Genomic DNA, 26,280 nt, shown 5'->3' with positions numbered 1-26,280 from the left:
CGATCTGGTCCGGGGGATCGGTCAGTTGTCGTCCACCTCGGAGGGCGGTTCGTACTGCTCGATGATGGAACGCAGAGGGGCGGGGGTGTGAATCAGTTCAGACCCTCTCCCAGTACCAGAACGAGCAGGGACCGCCGCTGACGCAGATCCGCCACTGCATCTGGTGGCCCCACAGGGAGGAGGGGAGGTACTCGTCCCGCCAGGTGCCGTTGCCATTGTGGTTGTAGATCGGCGTCTTGCGGTAGCCGTCGATGCTCCACTCCATTAATACGGACCGGCCATCAGGCTCGGTGTCACCGATGCCGAACATGTGCTTGTTGGGGTCGTAGTAACCATATGCGCCCTTGATGACGGCGCTTTCCGCGCTGGCCGTTCCCGCGCCAACGCCGATCATTGCCAAGGCGATCAGGCCGGCGGCCGCGATCTTCCCGAGGTGCATGAGAATCTCCTTCCGTTTCCGTATGTGGTCGAGAGCCATCCAAGCTCTCGGACTCTGTGGAGATTCGACAGTGCGATACCACTTGACTGACCGTCAACGCAATTCCGAGCCAGGTGAGGACCACCATTCGGCCGCCGGAAGCAGGAACCCGGGGTCGGGGCCCGCCTCGATGGAGTCGTACGGGTCAACGACAGCCATGGCCCTGTCACGGACCGCGCCGGGGCGGTGCTGGTCAGGGCAGGAAGTTTCGGACCCTGGACCTTGGCAGACCCGGGGTCCGGTCGGAGCGGGGGAGCGGTCAGTAGTCGTCGCGTTCGGAGGGCGGCCCGTACTGCTCGATGAGGTCGCAGGTGCAGTTCCCGCCCTCGTAGAGCGTGTTGTCGCCCTCATCGTGGTGATTGCGATGCTGCGGCGCGGCCTGCACGGCGGGCTGCGCCGCAGCGTCCTGGGCGACCTGGACCGCTCCGGCCCAGTCGACGCCCAGGGCGGCGAGGGCGGCGAGCTGGTTGGCGCTGAGCTTGTCCCGCCTCGATTTGACGTTCGAATTCCATACGCCCAGCTTCACGATCACCGGCTCCGTCTCGCCGTCGACGGTGATCGTCTCGCTGTGCCCGCGCGGCACTGCCCGCTGCCCTTCCCGCTCCACCCACTGCGTCAGGGCCGCGAGGCCCCGCTGGAACGCCGCCTCGGCCTTGCTCCCGACCTTCTTCGGGCCCGTGGCCGCGTCGATGGGTGCCGCGGGGAGCTCCGCCGGGGCGGGGGCGGTCAAGGGGAGGGTGGCGCCCCGGATGCCCAGTGCGGTGAGCCGTTCGCGCTGTTCGGGCAGCCAACGACGCGTGGTGGGCGGCCCTGACCAAGGCGCTGAACGACGCGATGGCAAAGCTCAACCAGACGCTGCAGTTCGATGACTTCTTCACCCAGGCGCTTCCCGTGTGGGTGTCGATGGCCAGCGCCGTCGCCAACTTGCTCCTCGTCGTGATCGACGCGTTCCGCAACCACAGCGACATCTCCTGTAAGCGCGCCATCGGGATGGGCCGCTACGAACTCGCCATGCTCTCCCGCAGCGGCGGTACCACCTGGAGGTTCAACGGAGACGGCTCCCACGACCTGCGGGTCAAGTACACCGGCGATACCGTGCCCTTCGCCGAAGGCACCCTGGAATACGCCGTACACGGCGCCACCGGCTGGGCAGCACCGCAACCCCTGCCCTTCCGCAGCATCACCACCCCCGCCCTGGCCGCCTACGCCGACCGCCTCTACACCGCCTACCTGCGCCCCCACGACCAGGCGGTGATGTGGTCCAGCATGGACAGCAACGGCAACTGGACCGTGCCCGCGCAGATCGGCGGCGACCAGAGCTGGTTCGCCCCGGCCCTGACCTGGGCCCACGGCAAACTGATCTACGCCGTCACCGGAAAGAACGGCGCCATCTTCACCCGGACCTTCACACCGTCGCAGGGCTGGAGCGCACCGTCCCAGCTTCCGGGGAATGCGAAGCAGGCCCCGGAAGCTGGGCACCTTCGCCGACCGGGCGTGGCTGACCCACGTCGGCGCCCACAACACGCTCCACCACAGCCTGTTCAACGGCAGCACCTGGAGCGCCTGGGGCCCGGACCACCTCCATGGGAGGTGCCCAGCCACGTCGCGATGGCCCCGCAAGGCGACCGCCTCTGGCGCGTCGCCACCATGGCGGACCAGCAAATCCACACCAGCATCAACGGGGGCGTCAACGGGGGCAACTGGGTCAGCCAGGGCACCCTCGGCACCTCGCGCTCCACCCACGCTCCCGCGCTCGCCAACAACACCGGCACCCTGCACATCTTCGTACGCGGCAAGGACGGCGCCCTCTGGGCAGGCCACTACGACGGCGGCTTCAAGGGCCTTCACCAAGTCCCCGGCGCCCGGCCGGTGGAGGCACCGGCCGCCGCATCCTTCAACAGCAAGCTGCACGTGATGTACCGACGCCACGGCTGAGACCCGCCGGCTGCTGCTGTGACCCCGGGCCGTCGGGCACAACAGCAGGCATCGCGGTGCTGTACCGGCAGGATCTCCTCGAAGGGTGCAAAGCCGGATCCGGGGAGACCCTGAGCTGAGGCGGCATCACGGCGGGATGGGCTCTGCCAGCCAGCTCCGCATCCAGCTCGCTGATCGCCCGGTTGGCCAGCTGCTGCTGCTGCCAGCCCAGCCACCCTCGCACGGCCCGCCAGCTCTCCAGGTGGGCCTCGAGGTCGCTCATGAGGACCGTGTCCCCGGCTCGGTGACGATGCCACCGTTGAGGTTCCCCCGCTGTGCGGGAGGTGCTGACTAGCTGGTCAGGGCGGGGTGACGTGGTTTCAGGTTCGCTTGATCGGTCGCTGCCTGGTTGGCGTAGTGCTTCTCCTCGAACTCGATCGGGCTGAGGTAGCCGAGCCGCTTCTGGATGCGGCGGGGGTTGTAGAAGCCGTCGATGTAGTTGAAGAGCGCGAGGTTCGCCTCGGCGCGTGTGGCGAAGACGCGGCCGCGGACGCACTCGGTCTTGACCAACATCCACAGATTCTCCGCCAAGGCGTTGTCGAACGAGTCGCCGACGGATCCCATCGACGCTTGGATACCGGCTCTGAGCAGGCGTGTTGTGAGTTTCACGGACGTGTATTGGCAGCCGTGGTCCGCGTGGTGAATGAGCTCGCCGGCGATGGGATCACGGGAGGCGAGGGCGTACTCGAGGGTGGTCAGGACCAGGTCGGCGTCGGCGCGGGCGGAGGTTTCCCAGGCCACGACCCGGCGCGAGAACGCGTCGCGGATCGCGGACAGCCACAACGGGCCCTCGCCGGTCGGGATCATGGTCAGGTCGGTGACCCACAGCCGGTTCGGCCCGGGTGCGGTGAAGTCGCGCTCGACCAGGTCAGGGGCCAGTTCCGCGTTCGGGTCGCGGCGGGTGAATCCCTTGCCCCGGCGCGGGCTGATTCCCGCGAGGCCGGCCTGGCGCATGAGCCGTTCGACGCGTTTGCGGCCGACGCGGGTGCCCTCGCGCTTGAGGATGGCGTGCACGCGCGGTGAGCCGTGGATCCCGTCGGACTCGTCGTGGACCTCCCGGATCCGGTCTGTCAGCTCGACGTCGCGGCGGCGCCGCTCGCACGGTTCCTTCTCGGCCTGGCGCCACCGGTAGTAGGTGGTGGAGGGGATGTTCAGTTCCCGCAGGACGGGCTCGACCCCCAGGTGCGGGTGCTCGTCGAGGAGCGCGGTCACCTGGGCCGGGTCGGGTCGAGCTGGGCCGCGAAAAAAGCCGAGGCCGTCCGCAGGACCTCGTTCGCCCGCTTGAGCTGGACATTCTCTTTCCGCAGGGCGGTCAGTTCCTCGCGCTCGGCGGTGGTGAGGTGGTCGCCTCGTTCGCCGGCGTCGGCCTCGGCCTCGGCCTGACGGATCCAGTTGCGCAGTGCCTCGTGGTGCACGCCGAGTTCCTCGGCCATACGGCGGATCACTGGCTTCGGCTCGGTGGTCCGGTACATCCGCACCGCACGCTCACGCAACTCCAGCGGGTACTTCCTCGGGGCAGACATCGTCTGGGTTCCTCTCATACGACCCATCTGACAGCCTGTCACCACTTCCCGCATCTCGGGGGAACCTCACGTCCGCGAAGGCCACGCCCGTGTCCAGGGCTCGATGTGGCCGTGGGCTGGGGCTGCTACCGCGCCCAGCTCACACCCAGCTCGGCGAGCTGGGCGAGCTGGGCCGGGGTGAGGCGGCCGCGACGTTATTTCTGGTTGGCGATCCACACCCCGGTCACGGTGCTCACCGTCGTCCGGGAGCAATTCGACGTGGCCGCGCAAATTGCAGGCTGGTGGCATCCGATTCGCCAGCACTCAGTCGATCCCCGACAGCCGGCTGGTCACCCCTGACAGCAGCCACCCGGGCCGAGCCCGGCGTATCGCTGAGACTTTGGGGATGACCACGCAGCGGCTGCCGTTCCCGATCCCAGACGAACGCGCCCACTACTTCGTCGGCCAGTACGCCGACATGCACGACCTGGTTGAGGACCTGGTCGTGCCCGACGGCGTGCCCGAGGCCGCAGCGACCGTCCTGCGCACGGCCCGGGAGCTGCTGCGCCAGTCGTACTACTGCTACGAGGTCTCCACCGTGGCGGTCATGCACTCCTTGATCGCGGTGGAGATCGTGCTGCGCGACCGCATCCCGGGCGCGGGCAAGAAGGCGCTGCACCAGCTCATCAAGCAGGGCGCGGAGACCTGTGTCCTGACCGCTCGACAGGCGGAGTACCTCGACGACGGCCGAAAGATCCGCAACGGCATGGCGCACGGCGAGACCACGCACATAGCGATGCCGCCGGCCATGGCGGTGCCGATGGTGACGACCTCGTTCACGATCGTCTCCGAGCTCTGCGCCAAGCCTGCCAAATGATCACGGCTCGATAACGGGCGTCACACCGTCGACTCCCAGGCTTCGGGGCCGCCTCCGGTCCGGTGGTGCGTGACCGCCCGTGCGTCGGGTCGTGAAGTTGGCGGGACGCACCGGGATCGTCGACGTGTGGGTCCACACCCCTACGGGTGGAGCCCCACCACCCCGGCCGCCCGCTACGCCTACGGGCCGCCGACCGTCACCTCGATCAGCCCTGCCACCGGGCCCGCCGGAGGCGGGAACAAGGTCACGCTGACCGGAACCAATTTGGCCGACACCACCGCGGTCACCTTCGGACCGGGCGGTAACGCCACCGCCCGGCGTGCACCGCGACCTCCTGCACTGTCACCGCTGCGGCAGGCACCGGCTCTTCCAAGGTTCCCGTGCAGGCAGTCAACGCCGCCGGCACCAGCCCGACCAACGGCAGTACCTTCTACACCTACGGCCGCTGACCCCAGGCCCGTCGAAGGCAGGCAGCGGCGGTTCTCTCTCTTGCAGGGGGAAAAAGAACCGCCGCTGCCGCGTGTGGCACACCCCGTTTTGAGCTCCGCAATTAACTTGGCATGCCGCCGGGGTACATGCCGCTGGGAGACGCTCCCCCGGGGTTCTGCGAGTTCGGCTGCCCGGAGGTCGTGGGGTTCATCCCGCCGGGGTACATCGGGTTCGACGTCTGGGGCGGTGCGGGGTCCGCGGCGTGGGCCGTGCCGGACACGGTGAGTGCTGCCCCCGCGAGGGCAATTGCGGTGAGCGTGCGCCGAGCGGTGTTGTTCATACCCCGCTAACGATCTTCATCCCGTCGGGGTCACGCGCGGGGGTTGGGACACGGGCGGGAACGTGTGACCGCTCTGCCGTCCGTGTCGCAAGCTCAAGACGCGCGAGACATCGCCGAGCTGCTGCGTCCTCGCCCCCTCATTGGTCGATGTCGTCGAACAGGCTGCGTCGGTTCTGGGCGTGCTCACGTGCTTGTGCCAGCCGTTCGCGCCAGCTCGATCTGTTGGGAGTCCAGTCTCTGTCGTCTGTGTTGTCTGACACCTCACGAAGTTGCTGGTAGCTGTCACGCGCATGTTCGAACTCTGCAGCCGTGTCGAAGTCCTGTCGCTCCTGGAACGCCTCCCCGTACTTCCACAGGGCGTTCTCGACCGGATCGTCGTCCTCGTTACCGCTGAACTCTTCCGCCCAGCCGGCAGCTCTGTCTTCCAGGTAGGGGACGAGTGCGTGGCGCACGTGCTCGAACATGGCCTCGCGCTCCTGAGAGGTGAGAAGGACATCCCACGGCCAGGTACCGTCTCCCTCTTCAGTCCAATCAGCATCAGGTTGTGTGACAGCCAGCTCGGACATGCGCGCGATGGCCTGCTGTCGAACATCTTCGGGCAGGAGGCCAGCTTGGAAGAGGCGTGCCAACACACGCGGACGACTGTCGTACCCAGTCGGGGCGTCAAATTGCACGAGCCCCGCGCAGATGTCGGGATCCATAGACAGGTAGACGCGCAGGAAGCCGTCGCTGCTGGCACGCCCCAGGTAGACGAGAATTGCCTTGTGCCGGTCGTGGTACCGCAGCCAGTCCTCCTGATGCTCGCGGGGCTGCTGGCGTAGGGCGGCCACGCGACGGGCCACCTCCGGGTAGAGCGAGGGCGGGATACGCAGGAGCGTTCCCTGGCGCTGCTCGCTGTCGGGGGCGAGGCAGTCTGTACGGGTGAGCAGCGCATCGTCGGTCATGCCCACGAGGACCATGGGCATGAGATGCGGTTGAGTTGCCAGCCAGGTGGCGAAGCCCTCCCGGAGAGTGGGGTGGTGGAACGTCCAGTACCTCTGCCCGTCGGAAGAGGTGTTGAGGCTGAGGAAAGAGCCGGTTAGCGCATCTAGTACTGCAATCACAGTTAAGGGGTATGTCCGCGTTGTTTGTAGTGGCTGTCGCGGGCGCGTGTCTGACTGAGTCTTCGCCAGTGTGACCAGTGCAGATGGTGGTGGACGGTGAGGTGGTGGGGATGGAGGAGGTGGCCGATGAGGCGGCGTATCTCCGCTACGGACAGCGGTATCAGGCCACCGCTGTTTCCCCGGTCCGAGAGATCTCCCGCCCGTCCTCGGTCAGCGGCCTGACCGCGGTCTGCGCGAACATCGCCTGACCGGCACCCCTTGGCGACGCTCCTCGGCGGGGCCCCTACCGGTCCGCGGCCGAGGAGCGCCGCCGCGCCTGCCCCGCCTGGTCCCCGCCCCCGAGCCCGTCCTGGCGCGCGTCTACCGGGGGCCGGATTACCTGCTGGCACGCCGAGGTTCCGGTGAGGGAGGCTGGGGGCCGTTCGGCAGCGACAAGGGAATCGCCGGAACGATGCGGGAGTGCCGTCTGGTGGGAGAGTCGCTTTCCTGCCGGCAAGAGGGGCTTCTCCGACGTGCGAGGTGGGGGACATGCGTGCCGGCCGCTGCCGTCGGCGTGCTGCCGGTAACCGTTCGCCCGCGGGGCCGTTGATCGGGTGATACCCGTGCTGCCCTCGGTGTTGCGGGACCTCGCAAAGGCGTGTGCCGCGTACGCGACAGCGCGGTCGGCGCCCGTTCCAACTACTTCAGCGCGTGCCCGTCCTGGCCGTGAAGCCGGGGCGGGCGCCGCGATGTTCACGAGCTGTGGTGCTCGCCATCTCATTCGTCCTGTCTGGAGATTCGTGTTCCCTCCTGCTGATACCGCCACGTTCCAACCGGCCCCACCGCGCCGCTGGCACCCGGCGCTGGCGGTTCCCGCCGTTGTCCTCGCCACGCTCGTGGTTCCGCCACTCGGTGCCGCACTCGCGTTCATGGCCCGCTGGGACAAGGCCGGCCGGGCGGTAACCGTGGTCCTGGCCTCGATCTGGTTCGGTGTACTGCTTGCCACCGCCTCCGGCCCGAAGCCTGTGCGCGACGATGCGAAACCCGGTTCCCAGCCGGTGGTCACCGTCACCGTCACCGCGTCGGCCCCCACCTTGGCCGCCCCCTCTTCCACGCCTTCGCCGACACCCGTTTCGGCATCACCCACACCTGTCTCGCCGTCTGTCTCCGCACCGGCGTCGGTCCCGCCCGTTGCCGCCCCGGCCCAGCCGCAGGATCCCCAGGCTCCGCCGAGCCGGCCACACGCCCCGGCCCCGGCGCGGGCTGACGACGGGAAGGCGGGGACCTCGGATGACGCTCCGGCGGCCGTGGGGGCTTCGTCAGGCGGGAGTTCGACCAGCGGGGGAGGAGGCAGGGCGTACTACCGCAACTGCACGGCGGTCAGGGATGCGGGGGCAGCTCCGATCCGCCGCGGGGACCCCGGTTTCGACAGCCACCTCGATCGCGATGGCGACGGCATCGCCTGCGAGTGACCATGCCACCCTCGCGCGCGGGCATCGCCGGCGAAGCGGAGGCGACCTGAGATCGGATGACTCGCGTGGTGTCCGTTCCGACCCCGGGCACCACACCAAGGGGGTGCCCCCGCGTATCGGCGCGTACCCCGGGCTGACGGAGCGGCGCACCATGGTTGGGCCCGCCGCTTCGGCAGTCACCCCGAGCCGGGCAAGCCGGAATCAGGTGGTGCGGGGCGGGCGGGCTGCAGGTTCGCCTTCGCGCCGGTTGGGGCAGGCCCTCTCGTGCACGATGACTCCGCCTTCGGGGCCACCTATCGCAAGGGCCCGGGCTCCGCACCGTCTGCAGGCGGGTGGCCGATCGTCCTTTTCACCGGTGGGTCGCGCGGCGCGCGCGTTCATGAGGCGGGCCTTGTCCTGGGGCAGGCCCACACCTCGATGTCGGTGTTGTGGACGCCTTGCCGGCTGGAGATCTTTCCGCGGGAGACCGCACCGGCGGTGAGTTTCCTGCCGCAGGCAACGCAGGCCCGCCCCACACCGACCGCCCAGGGCAGGCCCTGGGCCGGGGGCAGGGGAGCGTCCGCGCATTGCAGCGTCGTCGTGGTCACGCGGCCACCCTCCCACGGGCGTCGGGGCTGTGGCGCGCGGCGGTCCGCCTCAGAGGTCGCGGGGGCGGGCTGAGTTGGGCATGCCCCGACCGGCGAGGAGTTCGGATACGCCGGCCCCTCGTGCCGCCGGCAACACCCGCCCTCGGGCAGCCCCTGTCCCTCGGTGGCCTGGGGTCCTTCGGATGTCGGCTTCACCGCGGAATCGTTCCCGCTTGTTCGCGAGATGACGCGCATGCCCGGCGCGGTTGTTCCGGCGGCCGCTCGTTGGCGCCTTCCTGACTCCGCGCTGACCTCAACCGCCGCGCCATGCTGCCCACCCGGCAGGTGATCCGAACGGACGACTGCCTGTTCGTCGGTGCTCTTGACACGGCTTGTGAAGGGCACGAGTCCGCGACGCACCAGGAACGGGCCGGCTACTGACCTTGAAGTCGTCTTGTCGTAGGGGCTGACGGTTGGTGATCGTCGCGGTATGCCGGGTGTATGAGGTATCCGCAGGGTGGGGGTCTGACCGCGGAGAGGCAAGCTTTCCGTGAGCGGGTCCGGATGGAAGCGGTCGCGATGTTCGCCGAGGGGCGGGGCAGCACGGAGATCGCGAAGGAGTTACGGGTCAGTGTCAGGTCCGTCCAGAGGTGGCGGCGGGCCTGGCGGGAGAACGGCCATGACGCGGTTCGTTCCCGTGGCCCGGCGTCGCGTCCGAAGCTGAGCGATGGGCTGTTCGCCGTGCTCGAGGAGGAGTTGGCCAAAGGCCCGATCGCGCACGGCTGGCCGGATCAGCGGTGGACGCTGGCCAGGATCAAGACGCTGATCGGCCGACGGTTCCACAAGAGCATGACGTTGTCGGGGATCTCGCAGATGCTCCGGCGTCGTGGCTGGAGCCATCAGGTTCCGGCCCGTCGGGCGGTCGAGCGTGACGAGGCGGCGGTGGCCAGCTGGGTGAAGGAGGTGTGGCCGCACCTGGAACCACCGCGGCGGCGCTCGGGGCCTGGCTCGTCTTCGAGGACGAGGCAGGATTCTCGATGACGCCGCCGACCTCCCGCACGTGGGGCAGGCGGGGTTCCACTCCGGTCATCCGGGTGAGAGGCCGTTCTCAGCGCCGTTTCTCCATCGCGGCCCTGTGCTGCTACAAACCCGGCGAACGGTCCCGCCTGATCTACCGGCCCAAACGGCATACCGATCACAAGAGCGGCGGCCGTAAGAGCTTCGCCTGGACCGAGTACCGCGACCTCCTCATCGCCGCCCACCAGCAGCTGGACGGGCCGATCGTCCTTATCTGGGACAACTTGAACGTCCACAAAGACCGCCGCATGCGGGCCTTCATCGATGCACACGACTGGATCAACGCCTACCACCTGCCGCCCTACGCACCCGACTTCAACCCGGTGGAAAGCATCTGGTCGATCCTCCGCCGGACCAGCCAGGCCAACACCGCCTTCACCGATCCCGAGCACCTCATCCGCCGGCTGCGACACGGGCTCCGCCGGATCCAGTACCGCAGCGACATCATCGACGGATGCCTCACCGGTACCGGACTCACGCTGCCGACACCACGCCTGCAAGCTCAGTAACCGCCGAGTCGGCGAGGTGGTCACCCAGGATGGGCGGACGAATTCGTTCTGATCTCCGATTTCCGCCTGCGCGTGCGAAGAATCGTGCAGGACGACCGTTACGGAATTGGCTGCTCCGGTTGAGTGACGGGTGGACGAGTGCGCCCGGAGCGCACTACCGGGCGCGGTGATCGATTCTGCCGTGCGCGGGCTGGGTGGGTGTAGCGGTCAGTGAATGTCAGGGCCACGCTCATGCGGACTGCGTGTAGGTTGCAGGTGTGTGTGACGGGAATGTCCGGGGTCGGTAACCGGCCTCGTCGGGGGCTGTGGTCGGCCCCGTGTCGGGTCGAGAGTTTGGGTCCTCGGCCCACCAACGGGCCGGGCACCCGCACCACTACGAGATTCGTATCGGCGGGTGCAGCACTGTTCTTGAGGGGTCACCGTATGTCTGCTTCGTCGACCGCCCGCCGTGTCGCCGCGACCGTACTCGCCGCCGGCGCCATCGTCTCCGCCGCCGCACTCCCCGCCACCGCGGCGGACCGGGGTCATGACCGGCACCCGCGGGTGGAGATCTCCCGGGTCCAGGCCGACGCTCCCGGGCGTGACGACCGCTCCAATCGTTCCCTGAACGGCGAGTGGGTCGAGATCCGCAACACCACCCGCCAGCCGGTCAACCTGCGCGGCTGGACGCTGCGGGACTCCGACGGCAACCGGTACCGCTTCAACGACACCCGCATCGGCGGCCGCGCCACCATCCGGATCCACACCGGATCCGGCCGCGACACCCGCACCGACCTGTTCCAGGGCAAGCGCGACCACGTCTGGGACAACCGCGCCGACACCGCCACCCTGCGCGACGACCGTAACCGCACCGTCGACACCGAGTCCTGGGGCCGCCGCCGCTAACCGCGACTACGGCCGGCCGCCCGTGAACGGTCGGCAGTCGAAACCGCAGTGAGCGTGTGCCGGGCAGCCCGACAGCCGCCCGGCACACACCCATGTCCCGGGTCGGTCGCCAAGAGCGGCAGGTCGTTCCACGCTCCCGGTGCGGCCGATGCCGAGGGCCCGGTTGCGTGGCACGCCGGGCGACACGTCCCTGGACGTCACCGCTGATCGGCCGCCGGCCCGGTGCAGAGCCGGCGGCGGCGGTGTACCGCTCCGCTTCTCGCCGGGGCGTCATCGTGGTCCGGAGTGAACTCGCCGATTCCGGTCCCGGGTGCACCCTCGGATGCGAGATTGTCGTCCCGGGGTCGCGGAACCGCAGCCCTGAACGGTGTTGGAGGTGTCTGTGGAGACGGACGAGACGTGGACGTCGGATGAGTACGGCCGGTCGCACGAGGGTCGGGTGGGTGTGCTCCTGGATGACGGGTCGGTCCCGAAGCCGGTCTACTTTGATTCGGCGTCGGGCAGCTCGGGCTGGGAGGTGCGTCACTGGAGCGTCTACGACGGCGCCGGCACCTACCTTCCGCGCCCGAAGGCACACCTGCTGCGGGCGGAGTGTTCCTGCGGCTGGACCGGAACCCGGCACACTGTCGACTGGACGACAGTGGGCGACCTCCCGTTCCACGAGAGCGGACTGCGCACCGCGGAGCGGTGCGAGGAGGACTGGGACGCCCACATCCGCGCCGTCGCGGGCACCACGATTCCCCTCCCCGCCGAGTTGGAAGCCCTCTTCCAGACCGTGACCGCCGAGATCGAGAAACTCGCCCAGGACTCACCGACCGCCGCCCTCAAAGCCGCCCGCACCCTGGAACTCATCGCACAGCGCACCGCGCACTGGCCGGCCCACGACGCCCGCGACCAGGACCCGCAGACGGTGGCCGCTGATCTCGGCCTGTCGATGGACGCCACCCGCGGCCTGCTGGCCCGCTTCGGAGGCTGGCACGCCCACGGCTGACCGGCAGGGCAGATCACTTCGTGCGTACCCGGCGGGCCGGGTCCGGTTCCCCGCGGCAGTACCTCGTGCGCCGGATCCCGTGCACGGGCAGACGACGCAGGGCCGCCGCCCGTGCGGGGCGACGGCCCTCAACCCTGCCGGTCTGCTCACGGGGCGGGGGTGACCTCCACCTCGGTGCCGCCGCATCCGGCCGCGATGTCGAGCAGCCGGTCGCGCTCCAGTTCGTCGACGGCCAGGCCCCAGCGGAGCTTGGTCGCGGTCCACTCCGCGCCGTAGCGGCACAGCGCGTCCGCGGACGGCGGCAGCCACTCCGCCGGATCCTGGTCGGACTTCTGACGGTTCGAACGGGCCGTCACCGCCACCAGCGACGTCTCCTGACCGAGGTCGTTCGCATACGCCTCCCGGCGCGCCGCCGTCCACGCGGAGGCTCCGCTGTCCCAGGCCTCGGCCAACGGGACCATGTGGTCGATGTCCAGCGCCCCGGCCGGGGTCACGGGCCGTTCGTCGTAGTACGACCACCACACCCCACCCGTCAGCGTGCAACCGGGGCCGATCTCGGGGGCCTCGACTGCCTCCGCGATTAGCACCTCCAACCTGGTGTTGCAGCCGTCCGACGGGTTCGCGCCCGCGTTCCAGTGCTTGAAGGAGGTGCGCTGGTATCCGGTCCGATCCTCGATTGCGAGCTGGAGCGCGGACACCGCGACGCCGATCGGCACGATCTGCGGAGCGGCGGTCGGCCGCTGTTCGGCGGCGTGGGCGGTGGTGGCGGGGAGGGACAGGGCGAGCGCCGCGGCGGCTGCGGTCGCGGCCCACTTCATGATCATCATGAGGCTGGTTGTACCGGCCGAGGCGGCATCAGGAACACCCCCGGGAGCCCGGTTCACCCGGCCGAGGCGACAGGTTCACCGACGAAACGACACTGCACCTCGCCGGATCCAGACACAGAGAGGCGTGAACGCGCGCGCCCCCGACTCCCGCCCACGGTCGCTCGTGCCCCTGCGAGCGGTTGTCGGCTTTGATCGCCCCGTACGCCAAAGGTTTGTGTGATGCCGGTCGAGCGGCTGCATGGGTGTGGCGGCTGGGCTCCGGAGTGTGGCAGGCCGGGGCCCAGCCGATGTGGTGGGGTTCTGGCAGCGGCTGGGCGGCCAGGGTTGGCAGTCTCGGGGTGGTTAGGGGTTCATCGGCCAGATCTTGATGCCGGTTGTGAAGAGGCCGGTGCCGTCGCCCTTGTAGAAGCGGAGTTCGGTGGTCCAGTGGCTGAGGAGGTCGACCTTCTTGTCGCCGTCGTAGTCACCGGCGAAGATTTTGGCGTTGTTGACGGCCCAGCTGTTGTTGGGCCAGATGTTGACACCGCTGTTGAGGCCGCCTTGGGCGTTTTGGTCGTAGCGCATGAGGGAGCCGCCGGGGGTGACGGCGACGATGTCGTCGCGGGTGTCGGTGTTGAGGTCGCCCGTGGTCAGGAGCTTCATGGTCTTCCATGACTTGTCGGGCCACATCTGGCGCTTCTGCTCGTTGAGGAGGCCGTTCGTGCCGGTGTTGTAGGCGTACATTTCGCCGGTGTTCCAGATGGCCAGGAGTCCGTCGCGGCCGGAGTTGTCGACCTTGAAGCGGGCCAGCTGGAGCATGTCCTGCCAGTTGGTGTTGCCAGGCCACATCTTCTTGTCGGCGGCCAGGGTGCCGTCGGTCTTGCCCACGTAGAGTTGAAGGGTGCCCGTACCCCAAACGGCCGCGATGTCCATGTTGCCGTCGCCGTTGAAATCGCCACCGATGATCTCGGCCACGGACTTCCAGCTGCCGTCGAGATTCCACAGGGGTCGGCCGTAGGCGAACGTGCCGTCGGGGAGGCCGTAGGCGGCGTGGAGGTTCCCGTTTCCGGTGACCGCGACGATGTCGGAGCGGCCGTCCTTGTTGAGGTCGGCGGTGGTCATCACCTGCGTCACGTCGGGAAGGATGGTGGCCAGGCGGATCTGTTGGATCCATCCGGCGACATCGTCGGTTCGCGCGGTGATGGCGTTGGTGCGGGTCTCACTCTCGCCGATGCAGCCTCCTTGCCAGGAGCGGCTGGCGACGGCGACGACGTCGCCGGCGGCGTTGAGGATCGGGGCTCCGGTGTCGCCCTTGCAGATGGCGTCGTTCGCGCTCTTGCCGACGATGTCCACGGTCGCGGTGTTGACCGCGGTCACTTTGAAGGCGGCCTTGTTGGGCTTGTTGACGCCCAGTCCCCACAGGGTCTGGGTGTATCCGTAGCCGGCGGAGGAGACCTCGCTGTCCGCGGTGGGGGCGGTGGTGGCGAGGTTGGCCGGGGTGATGGCCGTGATGGGTTTGTCCAGTCGGCCCAGGACCAGGTCGCGGCCGGCGCGCGGTTTGAGGTCGGTGATCGTCGCCACCTGACCGCTGTTGAAGGTGACGGTGGCGCTCTGTTGGGGCTTGCCCGCGGGAACGGTGTCGCCGGGTGTGGCGGCGAAGCAGCTGGCGGCGGTGACGACCCAGCTCTGATCGATCAGGGTGGCCGTGCAGGATCTTGCGGTGTCCTCGGGGCCGATGGTGAGCCGCGCGGTGTAGGAGTGCTCGCCGGCGGCGACAGACCCTCCGACGAGCGCGGCTGCGGTGCCGGCCAGGAGGAGGGAGGCGGAGACTCCGGCGACGGCGAGAGCGGCAAACCGCGTCGGGCGCGAGCGGGTATGGGACATGGTTCCTCTTCGAAAGCGGAGCCCTGCGGGTGCGGTGGGCTCCGGAGTGCTGGGGCTGCGGCGTGCAGAAGTGTCAGTGGCAGGTGATTTGCCGGGCTGCCGGCCGTGGGTCTCGGAAGCAATGCCCTCGACGCCGGAGGCGGAGCGGCGGTGACGACCGCGATGCGCGGCAGGAATGGCGGTCTCGACGGCGGGAGCGCGGCCCTTGAAGGAAGTGCCGGTTCCATCCTGGGCTTCCGGCGACGCCGGCGCGAGCGATGCGGTGCGGTGCGGTGCGGTGCGCCGGGAGTTTCTGGAGGCGGAAGGGTTAGTTGACGCGGAGTTCGATGAGAGTGGAGACGGCTCCGCCCGCACTGCCGGCCTCGCCGTAACCCGTGAAGCGGTTGGCGGGTGCGTCGAGAAGGCTGGTCTTGTCGTCGGCCTTAATGGTGACCTTGACCGGGTCGGTCTTGGTCCAGATGCCGTAGGCGGAGGGCAGCTCCAACTGAACGAAGGCCGGCTTGGCCTTGACGTCGAAGCAGTAGAACATCTGCCCCTCGGTGCTTTCGATCTTCAGGTCCTCCGAGCCCGTGCAGGCCGTGTAGACGAGCCGGCCATTGCCTCGCTTGAGGACGAGGTGAGTCGTCTCTGCCTTGATCTTCGCCGCGTTCGGGTAGGCGAAGTTGTCGATGGCGTACGGCATCTCGCCAGGAGTCGCCGCACTGACCGCAGGCGCCGGGGCGGCCGAGACGGTCGGAGCCGTGCCGAGGGTTCCGGCACAGGCTGCCGCCAGGCCGAACATGAAGAACTTGCGGGTACGAGCTGTCGGCATAAGAGGCCCTTCGAAATGGGAATGGAACATAGGGGTGCCCCAGTGGATTGAAGCAAATTCAACCACACCTGTGATCTTCGATTCGCCGGCGCGTCTGTGATTCGGATCTCAAGGCTCGATCTGATTATTCAAGTCGGAGATCCGGGCCGCCGCAACCGCGGGCCATCGTTACGCGAGGAATGGCTTCGGGTTACCGCGTGTATCTACGGGCCGAACTGACCCAAACGGCACCTGAAGTGCACAAACGAGCACACGGGTATGGGTGCAAAGCGGCAGTTCGAGGCCTGTACGATCATCACTTCCGTCCTGGGATGAGACCGCTAATCCGCCTGCAACCTGACCTGTTGCGGGCAGGGGTTCCTTCCGCATGTGAATCGACCGCCGCGCGGTTCAGACCTGCCCAGGGCTGTCTTCCTATTCAACGATGAGGGGGGTGCGCCATCAATCGGAATTCGCTCTTCCGGAAATCTGTACCGGATGCGTTGAGAACATTCACGGCCCGTCGCCGCACACTGCGCGTAATACTTTCGGCCGGCCTGCTGACGGGGCTGCTCGGCACGACGCCTGCGGCTGTCGCCGCCGAGGAGCCGGGGCTGACGCCTCAACAGGCACGGCCATACGTGGTCGGCTACTGGCAGACCGGCGGCCGCGGCCTCAAGGAAGCCGCCGAGCAGGCGCTGCTCGGCGGCGACGATGCGGTCCGCAAGTTCCTCGACGAGGCCGAGGGGATCGAGCACGCCGACAACCGTGTGGAGACCGCACGGCTGGCGATGACCGGTGGGCCGCGCGTGCGCGAGGCGGCGGTGGCGGCGTTGCATAAGACGCCTGCCGAGTTGCGGGACTTCCTCCTGAAGGGTCTCGAGCAGCCGCAGGATGCCGACCGCAGGGTCGACATCGCCCGCCTGGTGCAAATCGGCGGACCTCGCGTGCGTCAGGCTGGCGAGGCCGCTCTCAAGGGCAGCTACGCCGACCGCGAGACGTTCCTGCAACAGGACCAGTACACCGCCCAGGAGACGGACAACCGGGTCGAAGTGGCCCGTATGACCAGCACCGGCGGCCCGAACGTCCAGGCCGCGGCACGGGCGGCGTTGCAGGGCACGCCCGAGGACATCGTCGAGTTCCTGGAGGTCGGTCAGTTCACCGCCCGCAACCGCGACCAGGAGCACGCGACCATCGCGGAGCTGACCGCGCAGGCACAAGCGGCCGGCAAGCAGGCCGAGGACGCCACGAAACAGGCTGAGGAAGCGTCCAACAAGGCCGTACAGGCATCGAACCTGGCCAAGGAAGCGGCCACGAAGGCCGCCGCGGAGACGCAAGCGGCGAAGAACGACGCCAAGCGGGCCGCGGTCAAGGCGGCCCAGGCAGCCGAAGCCGCCCGCGCCGCCGCCCAGGCGGCCCAGGAAGCCATCGGCTCCGCCAACGCCGCCAACCGCGCCGCCCGCAGAGCCGCGCTCGCCGCCGCCCAGACCGCCTCCGCCGCGGCCGCGGCAGCCGACGCCGCGAACACGGCCCACAACGCGGCCGTGGCCGCGGCCGGCGACGCCTCCAAGGCGGACGCCGCAAGGACGGCCGCCGCCGGCGCCCGCGCAGCAGCCCAGTTCGCCACCCAGTCCGCCGTGGCGGCCCAGAACGCCGGTCGCGCCTCCGCCGCGGCCGCCCTGGCCTCCGACGCGGCCAAGGGAGCCTCAGCCAACGCTCTGGCCGCCGCCGCAGCCGCCGAACAAGCCAACGACTACGCCGACGCGGCGGGCGCCCACTCTACGGAAGCGCGCCAGGCAGCCATCGAAGCCCGCCGCCACGCCAACGCGGCCAACGCCGCCGCCAACCGCTCCGCCGGCTTCGCCCGCCGCGCCGCCGACGCCGCATACGGCGCACGCGACGCCGCGAACTCCGCCGCCGCCCACGCCAACAAGGCAGCCGACTACGCCGACGACGCCGCTGAACACGCCGGCGTAGCCGCGACCTACAGCGCCCAGGCACAGAAGAACGCGGAAGCCGCCAAGAACGCCGCCGACACCGCGGCCGCAGCCGTGACCAAGGCCAAGGAAGTCGCGAGCCTGGCCAGAGAAATCGAAGCCGGCGCCCTGGAGACCCGCACTCAGGCGGCGATCGAACGCGCCATGAGCCTGAAAGCGGAAAGCGAAGCCCAGGTCTCCGCATCCGCCTCCCTCCAGGTCCAGGCCCTGTCCCTCAACGACACCGCGACCTCCCTGGCCACAGAAGCCGCGCGACCCGACGTCGACGTCAAGGCGACGGCCACCAAGGGCCGCCAGCTCGCCATGCAGGCGATGAAGCTCCTCGGGCCCTGGCACCAGGACGCCGCCGCACGCGCCCTGTCCGGAACCGACCAAGACGTCCTGGACTACCTGCGCACCCGCTGGAAGGAAGCCAACCACAGCGACGCCCGTCAGCGCGTCGCCAACCTCAGCACACAAAGCCCCCACCCCTCCGTCCGCACCGCCGCCACAGAGGCACTGAAGGGCACCCCCGAACAAGTCGAAGCGTTCCTGAACGAAGGCCGCTTCACCGCCGGGTACACCGAGATGCGGGTGGAGGTGGCCCGCTACACCAACACCGGCGGAACACACGTCAAGGAAGCCGCCCAAAAAGCCCTCACCAACGGCAGCGGAAAGGCCCTCGCCGTCTTCCTCCAGGCGGGCCAGTACGCGGCCCGTATGGCGGACGAGCGGGTCGCCGCGGCCCAGCTGACCAACATCGGCGGCGAGGAAGCAAAAGCCGCCGCCAAAATCGCCCTCGCGGGATCGCCCGCGAGCCTCCACGACTTCATCGCCACCGGCCAGCACACAGCCCACCTCAAGGACGACCTGGCCACCCACCACGTCGACCAGATCAACCGGCTTCTGAACGAAGGCGACGTCATCGTCGCCAAAGCCCAGAAGAACCGCTGGCTCGCAGCCGAAGCCGCCGCCAAGGCCGTCCAGGCAACAGCCGACGCCCAAAAGGCCGCCGGGCAGGCCGCAGAGTCAGCACGCCAGGCACAGACCGCAGCCAACGACGCCACAGCCTCCGCGAACAAGGCCGCCAACAGCGCCGCCGCCGCCCACAACTCGGCAGCCACAGCCCGCAACGCCGCCGACCGAGCCAACCAAGACGCATCCGACGCCGAGAACTCCGCCGCCCAAGCCGATGACTCAGCCTCCTACGCCCGGCAATCGGCCAAGCAGGCCAACGACTCCGCCGAGCAGGCACACAAGTCCGCCCTCGCCGCCGGCAAAAGCCGCGACGAAGCCGAGACCATGGCCAAGGACGCCTGGACGGCTGTCCGCGACCTCGTCGAGAAGGAGATGGCCGAGGCGCTCCGCCAGGCAGAGGCGGAACGCAAGCAGCAGCAGCAGCAGAAGGCAAAGCCCAAACGGATCTGCCGGCCGTTCGCCAGCCGCGAATCCATGATTCCATTGATCCCCTGCCTCCAGGATTTTGAGAACTCCGAGATCTCGGTTGGGGAAGTCGCACCCGTCCTGCGGAACATCATCTGGGAAGTCACCGGCCTCAACGACATCAAGGCCTGCATCAAGGAACCCACCCTCTTCGGATGCACCGTCGCCGCCGCGGGAGTCACGCCCTGGGGCAAAATCAAACTCGTCGGCAAACTCGCCGGCAAACTCGATGACGCCGTCGAAGCCCTGAAGAACATGCGTGTCACCAGGCGCGCGGTCCAATGCCTCACCTCGAACGCAGCACACAGCTTCCCCGCCGGCACGCGGGTCCTCACGGCCGCGGGCACATCCGTGCCCATCGAGGAGATCCGAGTCGGTGACCGGATCACTGCCACCGACCCCACTACCGGGGAAACCGGGCCCCGTGCGGTCACTCGCACCATCCGCACTCCCGACGACCGCAACTTCACCGACGTCACCCTCACCGACGGCTCCTCCATAACCTCTACGGCGGGCCACCCTTACTGGGTCGAGAACCGAAAGCGCTGGATCGACGCACGCGACCTGCGCGCCGGTGACGCCCTGCGCACGCCGGTCGGTACCACCGTCGAGGTCAACGACACTCATCGCTGGACCGGCCTACAGCCCGCCTACGACCTGACCGTCGATGACCTCCACAGTTACTACGTCAACACCGGCTCCGTCGATGTCCTCGTCCATAACACCGACGGTGTGTGTCCCGCCTGGGTCCTCAAAGCGCTGGATGAACTCGGGCCTTCGCCGCGTGGGCACGCCACCTCCGGCTTTGCGTTCCGCGATGGAGAGCGTGTCTGGCAGCGCCCCATCGTGAGTGGACTATCGCCCAACTCCCAGAAGATCAGCGACTTCTTGGAAGCCTCGGACGACTTCCCCGAATTCTTGGAGTACGTCGGTACGGCTCATCATGCCGAGGTCAAGCTGGCGTGGGAGATGGCGGAGAACGGGCCCAAGGGCGAGAAGCTTGATTTTGTCATCAATAAGAATTACGTTTGCCCGAAGCCTCCCGAGGTGCCGCAGCCGAAATTGACTCCAATGGGCTGCCTTCAGGCTGTCCCTGCGATCCTGTATGAAGACCAGGAGATGTGTGTCTACTTTTCCGGGAGTAATGACTACTGTGAGCCGTTGAAGGGAAAGCGGAAGCGGAAGAAGTAGCCATGGTGTGCTGGGGAGGTTGATTGTGTAGGAATCCTCCCCAGCACATTCTGATTCGATCAACGCGATGAAAGTCGACCCGTGAAATGAGCGGTGCCCCCTGTTTTGGATATTTGGGGTGCGAGATCAGTTCGCAGGTGGGAGACGCTGGCTTCGCGTGGTGTCGGCTGGAGCGCCGGAACCTCGGTCCGATAGCCTGCGCTCATGGCGATGAACTCAGGATCTGTGGTGGATTGCCTCTGCCTTGGAAAGTCCAGACGAGGTTTTGCGGCGTACTGGCTGGGTCGAATGAGGAACGTATGTAGCTGCAGGGTATGATTTGCTTCCAGGAATTCCTAACTTTTTCCAAGGTCTTCTGCGTGCCGAATGTGCGGCCAAGCGAATTGTCATGCGTCTCGTCAGGATCGTTCGGCGGCTGCCAGACGCCGTAGAAGGCGCGCCGTCCCGACCCCCGTCGTTGGAGTCGGCAAATGCCTGCGTCGGCTGTCCCCACACCCCGCGCAGCACGGTTACGCACAAGTCCTGAAAGCTCGCCATCCCAGAGCGTGGAGAGCGAACCGGGGCGAGCCGACGGCTACCACCTCCCCTTCACCGCTCACGTTCTTCACCCCCATGAGTATCTCTCCCTCCCGTATCGCAGGTTGCGTCGACATTCCGATTCTGCTGCTTCGCGAGCAGCGAGGCAGTGGACTTGGGAGAAGGCCAGTTGAATGGGCTGGCACGGGCCCGGAGCGTCGCTTTTGTGGAGCGGCTTGGCCAGCGATGCTGGGGCCGACGGCGCTCTGAGGGGGCGGGCATGGGGGCGGTCGGAATCCTGGCGGCGTTGTCAGTGCTACTTCGTACAATCCAACCCATGTCCTACGCCTCGGCTCGCGATCTCCCCTCGTTCCTGGAATCGGAACGACAGCTGAAGGCCCTGCGCCTGTTCGCGTGGCCCATGAGGGCGCGGATCAAGTCGATCGAACGGGACATGCACGAGCTTGCCGGGACCGTCGACGCCTTCTACGAACTGCTCAGCGACAAGCACTGGATCTTCCACGACCACTTGTCACTGACGGCGGTGCGCGCCCTCCTCGCCGAAGCGCCCGAGGATCCGGACCAGGCCGAGAAGATGCTCATCGACCACTACAACGACCGCGAACACCTCCGCCTCATGCTCGGACCGCTGCGAGACCTGTCCGCGATGCGCCGCCGCCTGCCCCTGGTGGAGAAGGCCCAGGAGGACTACTTCGCCGGCCGCTTCTACTCCTGCGTTCAGGTCCTGCTGAGTGTCATGGACGGGTTCGTCAACGAGTTCGAGACCGTACGCCGCGGCCTGCATGCCCGAACCCCGGAGGAACTACACGCCTGGGACAGCGTCGTGGGCCACCACCGCGGCCTCCAGCATGCCCACCGCACCTTCACCAAAGGCCGCACAAATACGAAGGAAGAACCGGTCTACGAGCTGTACCGCAACGGCATCGTGCACGGCAGCATCCTCAACTACGACAACATCATCGTTGCCACCAAGGCATGGAACCGGCTGTTCGCCGTCGCCGACTGGGCACGCGCCACACAGAAGGAACAGCAGGAAGTTGCCGAGCCCCCTACTTGGTCCGAGCTGGGAAAGCAGCTCAAGGACACCTTCGGGCAGCTCATCGACCAGGCGCAGATCAACCGCCTCAACGAACAGTGGTCACCACAGGAGCTTCTTTCCGACAGCGAGGCGTTTACCGCTCACCCCGCCTACGACCTCTCCGAGCGTTTGTTGACGTACTGGGTCCGCAGCAACTACGGATCCCTGAGCGACCTCATCAGCCGTGACCTGCACACCAAGCACGGCAAGGCGGCACGCAGCGAAGTACGCCGCGTCTACCAGGACCTTCCCCTCGCATCATTTGAGATCGTCGCTGTCGGGCACGACATGCCCGCAGCGTGCACGGTGACCGTCCGTCTAACCCACCCCGACGGCCGAACAAGCACAGCCGGACTGAGATGGATCAGGGAAGACGACCGCGCCCTCCCGCGCCCCGATCCATGGCCCGGGCAATGGCGACTGTCCAACTGGGAGCCTTGGCATCTGATAGCCCGCGGAGAGGGCTGACGACCAAAGACCTCAACCAAGTGGCGGGCAGGTACCTCCGCGTCCATGCGCCACGAACGCCTCAACCCCAAGCTGCAGCACTCATGTCTCATGCCCACACAATGCCGAGTTCTCGTAGTGCGTTGAGTTGCTCGGCGGTGAGTTTTCCGCGCCGCTGCTTGGTGTTGGTGATCCATACGCCGAGTTTCACGACCACGGGCTCCGCCTCACCCTCGACCGCGATCTCCTCGCCGTGCGCGCGTGGCACTGGTCGGTCTGTGCCTTCCCGCTCGACCCACTGCGCGAGCGCTGTCAGCCCTCGCTGGAATGCCTGCTGCGCCTTGCTCGGACCCTTCGTGGTACGCGCTGCCGCAGGCGCGGGAGACGGGGCCTCAGGGGCCTGGATGCCCAGTGCGGTCAGCCGTTCCTGCTGCTCGGTCGACAGCTGCGCCCAGGTGCCCGGTTCTTGCTGCCGCCACCGCCATTTGCCGATGTCGTCGCCGTCGAAGGTGACGCCGGGTGCGATGTAGGGCAGTATGCCGTCGGCGTCGACCAGGTCGGCGAGGACGCGGTGGTGGCGTTGCCAGTCCAGTGGCCACGGGCAGTCCCAGTCCTCGTCGATCGCGGTGAGCTGCGCCGCCCGGGTCGTCGCGGTGTCCTCGTTTTTTCCGAGGCCGTTCTTTGCGCCCTTGCGTCGGAGGTTGGCCATGTGTTGCCCGATGGGCACCATCGCCTCGCCTTCGCCCCACATCGCGTCCTGTCGGGGTGCGAGGTGTCCGGTGGCCCGCCGGTACGACCGCAGGGCGGCGAGCTTGGCCTCCCACGCTTCCTCGCCGGGCTCCCACACCATGCCAGCCTCCGGGGCGTCGAGCAGGGTCTTGCGCCGTTCCTCGAGTTCGCCGGCGCGCAGGGCCTTGCGCTGTTGGTGGACCCATCGGCCGAGGGGGAAGTCCTTGGTGACCCCCAATTCGACCTCGGTGTCGTAGGGGACGGCGTGGATGCCGGTGATCTTGTTCTCCTTCCGCCAGCGGATGAGGGCTTGGTAGCCCTCCAGCCACACCAGCGACTCGGGCCGGTAGACGCGGGTGCGCAGGAACGCGGCGATGGTGGCGGCGTCGCGCGGGCTGGAGAAGTGGAGCAGGGCCGACTCAGCAGCGGCGTCGACTCCGTCCTCCTGGTCCTCGCCGTCGCTCTCACCGCCGGCCCCGGTGATCCGCCCGTCTTCGTCACGCTGGACGTGGACTTTGCGCTTGCCGCTGGTGAGGGCGCGGGAGGCGAGCTGTTCGACGAGTCGTTCGTCATGGCTGCGGAGGCCTTGGAGGACCGCTACGAGGGGTCGGTAGCTGGCGCTGGCGACCATGTCGGTGGGGTCCTCGTTCGGGGCCAGGAACACCGGCACGATGATGCGGGCGACCTTCGTGCTGCCGTCGCGGTTGAGCCGCAGGGCGCGGCCGATGTTCTGGACGATCTCGACCTGCGAGCCGCGGGTATCGGCGAAGCAGACGGCTTCCACGCCCCGCTCGCCGGTGATGTCGACGCCCTCCCCAAGTACGCGAACGGACGCGAGGAAAGCGCGGTGGACCCGGCGCCCGGCCGCGTCGATGCCGTTGGCGAACTGGCGCAGGACCTCGCGCCGCTCGGACACGAGGTGGTCGCCGCACAGCCACGCCGACCACACGCGGTCCGGCGGTACGTGGCGGCCGGCCTCGAGTTCGTAGAACTCCGCGTCGATCGACGACTTCGGCAGCCTGTTGGCTGCGGCCAGGTCGGCGTCGGACGCGTCGTTCATGTACAGCGCGGCGGCGGTCTCGGGCAGCTTCTCCGCGAACGCGGCGGCCTCCTCCACCTTCTGGTGGAACGTCATGACCGTACGCAAGTTGTACGTCGCCGCGTGCTCCAAAAGTGCGGTCTGCAGGAGCGCCAGGCGCCGGCCCCGCCGCGCCTCTTCCGACTCCCCGAGGATGGGGGAGGGGTCGCGGATCTCCAGGACGTCGATCTCGAAGCCCGCAAGGATCTCGCGCTCGATTGCCTCCGAGAGCCCGAGCTCTGCGAGCCACGCGCCGTAGGTGCCGTCCGGGTCGTCGGCCATGGACGCGATCTCCGCCTCCTGGCCGTCCGCGCCCTTCTGGGGGCGGGCTGCTGCGAGGATGCGCGGGGTGGCGGTGAGGTAGAGCCGGAAGTCGGCCGGGATCCGCTGGTTGTCGTGGATCGCCGCCCACGGCCGCCCGAGATCGCCGGCGGTTCCATGGGCCTCGTCCACGATCGCGAGGTCGAACGGGGCCATCTGCTGCCCGTACAGCCGTTCCCCGCCCGCCAGGGCGGCCTCCAGCGGCCCGCGCATCTTCCGCTGGCCCTCGGCTGCGTCGATGTCCTCACGGTCCACGAGGGAGGCGTACGTGGCGAGCACGACGACCGGGCCGGTCGCGGCCCACAGGGCGAGCTGGATCGGGTTGGTGGTGGTGCGCACCCCCAGCGAGTTGAGCACCGCGTCGTTCTCCAGCGAGCACACCGCGACCATCGGCGCGGTGTGGCCCACCAGGCGCCACGCTTGGGCGGTCTGCGCGAGCAGGTCCAGGGTCGGCACGGTCACGAGGATCCGGCCGCCCGGGAAGCACTCCAGCGCGCACGCGGCGGCTGTGATCGTCTTGCCCGACCCGGTAGCGGAGACGATCGTGCCCCGAGCCCCCTGAGAGGGTACAGATGACCTTGCAGGAAATCCCACCCACTTTCGGAACGCCGACTTCTGGTCGACTTGGTGTTCCCTGAGCTGAACACCGTACATACCAGGCCATCCCTTCCAGGATTTTTGTGCGAGGCTATAGACTTTTCCGGCGAGCCGACGCGTGGTCTCTCGGGTGGTTGATCGTGAGGCTGGCCCCGACAGGGTGGGCCAGGCGAGGGCCCGTATGCTCGTGCCCATGATCAGCCCTGTCTCCGGTCCTCCCACGTGGAAGCACCTGCTGGCCTCCCTGGCTCTCGGAGTGGTCATTTTGGGCTGCTGGTACGGGGCGCAGCCGGTTTACCCGGACTGCGTGTACTTCGGCGACTATTCAATCGAAGATGCTGTTGAATCTGGACAGTGCGATCCACCTCGAATGAATTGGAGTACTTGGATTGAATAGTGGAAACGATGCAGCATGTCGCCTTCTTCTGCCAATGGTACATGCTGAATCAATTTTGATGCAGTGACTCTCGGGAACCGACATAAACAAGCGAGGAGTCTGTTGTGGTGAAGTCGGACATGGATCGTGACCACTGGTCCTGGACCCCGCTCGTGGCGGTGGGGATGCTGGAGTTCGGGATGCGCCGAAGTGAGGTCGCGGCCGCGCTGGGCCGGTCGACTGCGGACGACGATGACCGTCTTGGTGCAGTCGGGCATGAGCACTTTCCCCGCCAAGGTGTCAGCGCGTACTACACGACCGCGGGTCACCTCGCGGCGGTGGCCTTGTCGGCACTGACAGGCCCGCAGGTCACCCTCGGCGGAATTTCACTGGTGGGACAGTCGATCGGAGAGCCGGCGGGAGGGCTGTGGTCACCCACACTGGAACGCTTCCACGACTACGCGAAACAGCACGGCATGAAGGCGTCATGGCTTCCCTCGGGAGACCCGGCACTGCAGCAGTATGGTCTCGTTCTGCGCAGGGTCAGGGTCGGAGACGTTGTTTTGAGTCGCCCCTTGCTGATGTACAGCGGATGGACCTGGGGCGCGTGGGAGGAGTTCATCCCGGACGAGGAGTGGACCGCAGGCCCCTGACAGGCCCCGAAGCCCGGACCAGCGATCGAAAGACCGCCCCGCCCTCCTTGGCTGGCGGAGCCCACGCAGTGGGCTTCAACGGTCCTGGAGGCGCAGCCGGAAGGACTATCTGGCGGGAGAGCGCAGCGGACCCCAACTCCCCCACTAAAGCTCCCACTAGCCCGCACCACCCGACCCCATCGCCACGGCCAC

The 26,280-nt window shown here is 67.9% G+C and carries 21 protein-coding genes and 1 pseudogene; 12 read left to right on the top strand and 10 right to left on the bottom strand.

Annotated features, from left to right (window positions below; all coding sequences use genetic code 11):
* Positions 1-97 precede the first annotated feature (97 nt).
* The gene (locus OHA84_RS00110) at positions 98-439 is read right to left on the bottom strand and encodes a hypothetical protein (protein ID WP_266975821.1); all 342 of its coding nucleotides are present in this window, start codon (positions 437-439) and stop codon (positions 98-100) included.
* Between the two features lie 298 nt (positions 440-737).
* Positions 738-1,286 (bottom strand): annotated as a pseudogene (locus tag OHA84_RS00105) (Helicase associated domain protein); the annotation flags it as partial.
* A gap of 26 nt (positions 1,287-1,312) precedes the next feature.
* Between OHA84_RS00105 and OHA84_RS00100 the strand changes: the two are divergent.
* A complete protein-coding gene (locus OHA84_RS00100; RefSeq protein ID WP_266975819.1) occupies positions 1,313-2,413 on the top strand; it encodes a hypothetical protein in 1,101 nt (366 codons plus the stop codon).
* Positions 2,414-2,743: 330 nt separating this feature from the next.
* On the opposite strand, the gene OHA84_RS00095 is transcribed toward OHA84_RS00100, so the two are convergent.
* Together OHA84_RS00095 and OHA84_RS00090 are read right to left on the bottom strand one after the other, a co-directional pair.
* Positions 2,744-3,664 carry an IS3 family transposase gene (locus OHA84_RS00095; RefSeq protein WP_266975817.1) on the bottom strand — a complete coding sequence of 307 codons (921 nt, stop codon included), beginning with the start codon at positions 3,662-3,664 and terminating at the stop codon, positions 2,744-2,746.
* A complete protein-coding gene (locus OHA84_RS00090; RefSeq protein ID WP_266975815.1) occupies positions 3,661-3,975 on the bottom strand; it encodes a transposase in 315 nt (104 codons plus the stop codon). Before OHA84_RS00090 ends, OHA84_RS00095 begins: the two co-directional genes overlap by 4 nt.
* A gap of 385 nt (positions 3,976-4,360) precedes the next feature.
* Between OHA84_RS00090 and OHA84_RS00085 the strand changes: the two genes are divergently transcribed.
* Complete coding sequence (locus OHA84_RS00085) at positions 4,361-4,831, top strand: hypothetical protein (RefSeq protein ID WP_266975813.1); 471 nt, start codon at positions 4,361-4,363, stop codon at positions 4,829-4,831.
* Between the two features lie 69 nt (positions 4,832-4,900).
* Complete coding sequence (locus OHA84_RS00080; RefSeq protein WP_323182062.1) at positions 4,901-5,545, top strand: IPT/TIG domain-containing protein; 645 nt, start codon at positions 4,901-4,903, stop codon at positions 5,543-5,545.
* A gap of 192 nt (positions 5,546-5,737) precedes the next feature.
* On the opposite strand, the gene OHA84_RS00075 is transcribed toward OHA84_RS00080, so the two are convergent.
* A complete protein-coding gene (locus tag OHA84_RS00075) occupies positions 5,738-6,703 on the bottom strand; it encodes a hypothetical protein (RefSeq protein ID WP_266975809.1) in 966 nt (321 codons plus the stop codon).
* 77 nt (positions 6,704-6,780) lie between these two features.
* Here OHA84_RS00075 and OHA84_RS00070 point away from each other — a divergent pair, with 77 nt between their 5' ends.
* Together OHA84_RS00070 and OHA84_RS00065 are read left to right on the top strand one after the other, a co-directional pair.
* A complete protein-coding gene (locus tag OHA84_RS00070) occupies positions 6,781-6,951 on the top strand; it encodes a hypothetical protein (protein WP_266975807.1) in 171 nt (56 codons plus the stop codon).
* 480 nt (positions 6,952-7,431) lie between these two features.
* On the top strand, positions 7,432-8,154 hold the full coding sequence (locus OHA84_RS00065) for an excalibur calcium-binding domain-containing protein (RefSeq protein WP_323182091.1): 723 nt from the start codon (positions 7,432-7,434) through the stop codon (positions 8,152-8,154).
* 377 nt (positions 8,155-8,531) lie between these two features.
* On the opposite strand, the gene OHA84_RS00060 is transcribed toward OHA84_RS00065, so the two are convergent.
* On the bottom strand, positions 8,532-8,741 hold the full coding sequence (locus OHA84_RS00060; RefSeq protein ID WP_159041360.1) for a hypothetical protein: 210 nt from the start codon (positions 8,739-8,741) through the stop codon (positions 8,532-8,534).
* A gap of 480 nt (positions 8,742-9,221) precedes the next feature.
* Between OHA84_RS00060 and OHA84_RS00055 the strand changes: the two genes are divergently transcribed.
* The 4 genes from OHA84_RS00055 (at position 9,222) to OHA84_RS00040 (ending at position 12,182) form a co-directional block, all read left to right on the top strand.
* The gene (locus OHA84_RS00055; RefSeq protein WP_266975805.1) at positions 9,222-9,761 is read left to right on the top strand and encodes a winged helix-turn-helix domain-containing protein; all 540 of its coding nucleotides are present in this window, start codon (positions 9,222-9,224) and stop codon (positions 9,759-9,761) included.
* Positions 9,758-10,306: a transposase gene (locus tag OHA84_RS00050; protein WP_266976089.1), complete on the top strand. Its 549-nt coding sequence runs from the start codon at positions 9,758-9,760 to the stop codon at positions 10,304-10,306. Before OHA84_RS00055 ends, OHA84_RS00050 begins: the two co-directional genes overlap by 4 nt.
* Positions 10,307-10,729: 423 nt before the next feature.
* Positions 10,730-11,191, top strand: a complete 462-nt coding sequence (locus OHA84_RS00045; RefSeq protein ID WP_266976879.1) for a lamin tail domain-containing protein — start codon at positions 10,730-10,732, stop codon at positions 11,189-11,191.
* A 376-nt stretch (positions 11,192-11,567) separates the two neighbouring features.
* A complete protein-coding gene (locus OHA84_RS00040; RefSeq protein ID WP_266976877.1) occupies positions 11,568-12,182 on the top strand; it encodes a hypothetical protein in 615 nt (204 codons plus the stop codon).
* Positions 12,183-12,328: 146 nt separating this feature from the next.
* Here the strand turns inward: OHA84_RS00040 and OHA84_RS00035 are convergent, their stop codons facing one another.
* The 3 genes from OHA84_RS00035 to OHA84_RS00025 form a co-directional block, all read right to left on the bottom strand.
* Positions 12,329-13,006, bottom strand: coding sequence for an HNH endonuclease family protein (locus OHA84_RS00035; protein WP_371591568.1), 678 nt, complete (start codon positions 13,004-13,006; stop codon positions 12,329-12,331).
* A gap of 345 nt (positions 13,007-13,351) precedes the next feature.
* Positions 13,352-14,872 (bottom strand): trypsin-like serine protease, encoded by a 1,521-nt coding sequence (locus OHA84_RS00030; RefSeq protein WP_266976873.1) that lies wholly within the window; start codon positions 14,870-14,872, stop codon positions 13,352-13,354.
* Between the two features lie 307 nt (positions 14,873-15,179).
* Positions 15,180-15,683 (bottom strand): hypothetical protein, encoded by a 504-nt coding sequence (locus tag OHA84_RS00025; RefSeq protein ID WP_266976871.1) that lies wholly within the window; start codon positions 15,681-15,683, stop codon positions 15,180-15,182.
* A 482-nt stretch (positions 15,684-16,165) separates the two neighbouring features.
* Between OHA84_RS00025 and OHA84_RS00020 the strand changes: the two genes are divergently transcribed.
* Both OHA84_RS00020 and OHA84_RS00015 read left to right on the top strand, forming a co-directional pair.
* Positions 16,166-20,272 carry a polymorphic toxin-type HINT domain-containing protein gene (locus tag OHA84_RS00020; RefSeq protein ID WP_266976869.1) on the top strand — a complete coding sequence of 1,369 codons (4,107 nt, stop codon included), beginning with the start codon at positions 16,166-16,168 and terminating at the stop codon, positions 20,270-20,272.
* An 853-nt stretch (positions 20,273-21,125) separates the two neighbouring features.
* Positions 21,126-22,355: a hypothetical protein gene (locus OHA84_RS00015; protein WP_266976867.1), complete on the top strand. Its 1,230-nt coding sequence runs from the start codon at positions 21,126-21,128 to the stop codon at positions 22,353-22,355.
* An 88-nt stretch (positions 22,356-22,443) separates the two neighbouring features.
* Here the strand turns inward: OHA84_RS00015 and OHA84_RS00010 are convergent, their stop codons facing one another.
* The gene (locus OHA84_RS00010) at positions 22,444-25,116 is read right to left on the bottom strand and encodes a Helicase associated domain protein (RefSeq protein WP_332881075.1); all 2,673 of its coding nucleotides are present in this window, start codon (positions 25,114-25,116) and stop codon (positions 22,444-22,446) included.
* A 444-nt stretch (positions 25,117-25,560) separates the two neighbouring features.
* Here OHA84_RS00010 and OHA84_RS00005 point away from each other — a divergent pair, with 444 nt between their 5' ends.
* A complete protein-coding gene (locus OHA84_RS00005; RefSeq protein WP_371591277.1) occupies positions 25,561-26,088 on the top strand; it encodes a hypothetical protein in 528 nt (175 codons plus the stop codon).
* The last annotated feature ends 192 nt before the right edge of the window (positions 26,089-26,280 follow it).

The sequence above is a fragment of the Streptomyces sp. NBC_00513 genome, from assembly GCF_041431415.1.
Lineage (GTDB): Bacteria > Actinomycetota > Actinomycetes > Streptomycetales > Streptomycetaceae > Streptomyces.
The sequence above is the reverse complement of the archived record's forward strand: the minus strand, read 5'-3'. Positions and strand labels throughout refer to the sequence as shown.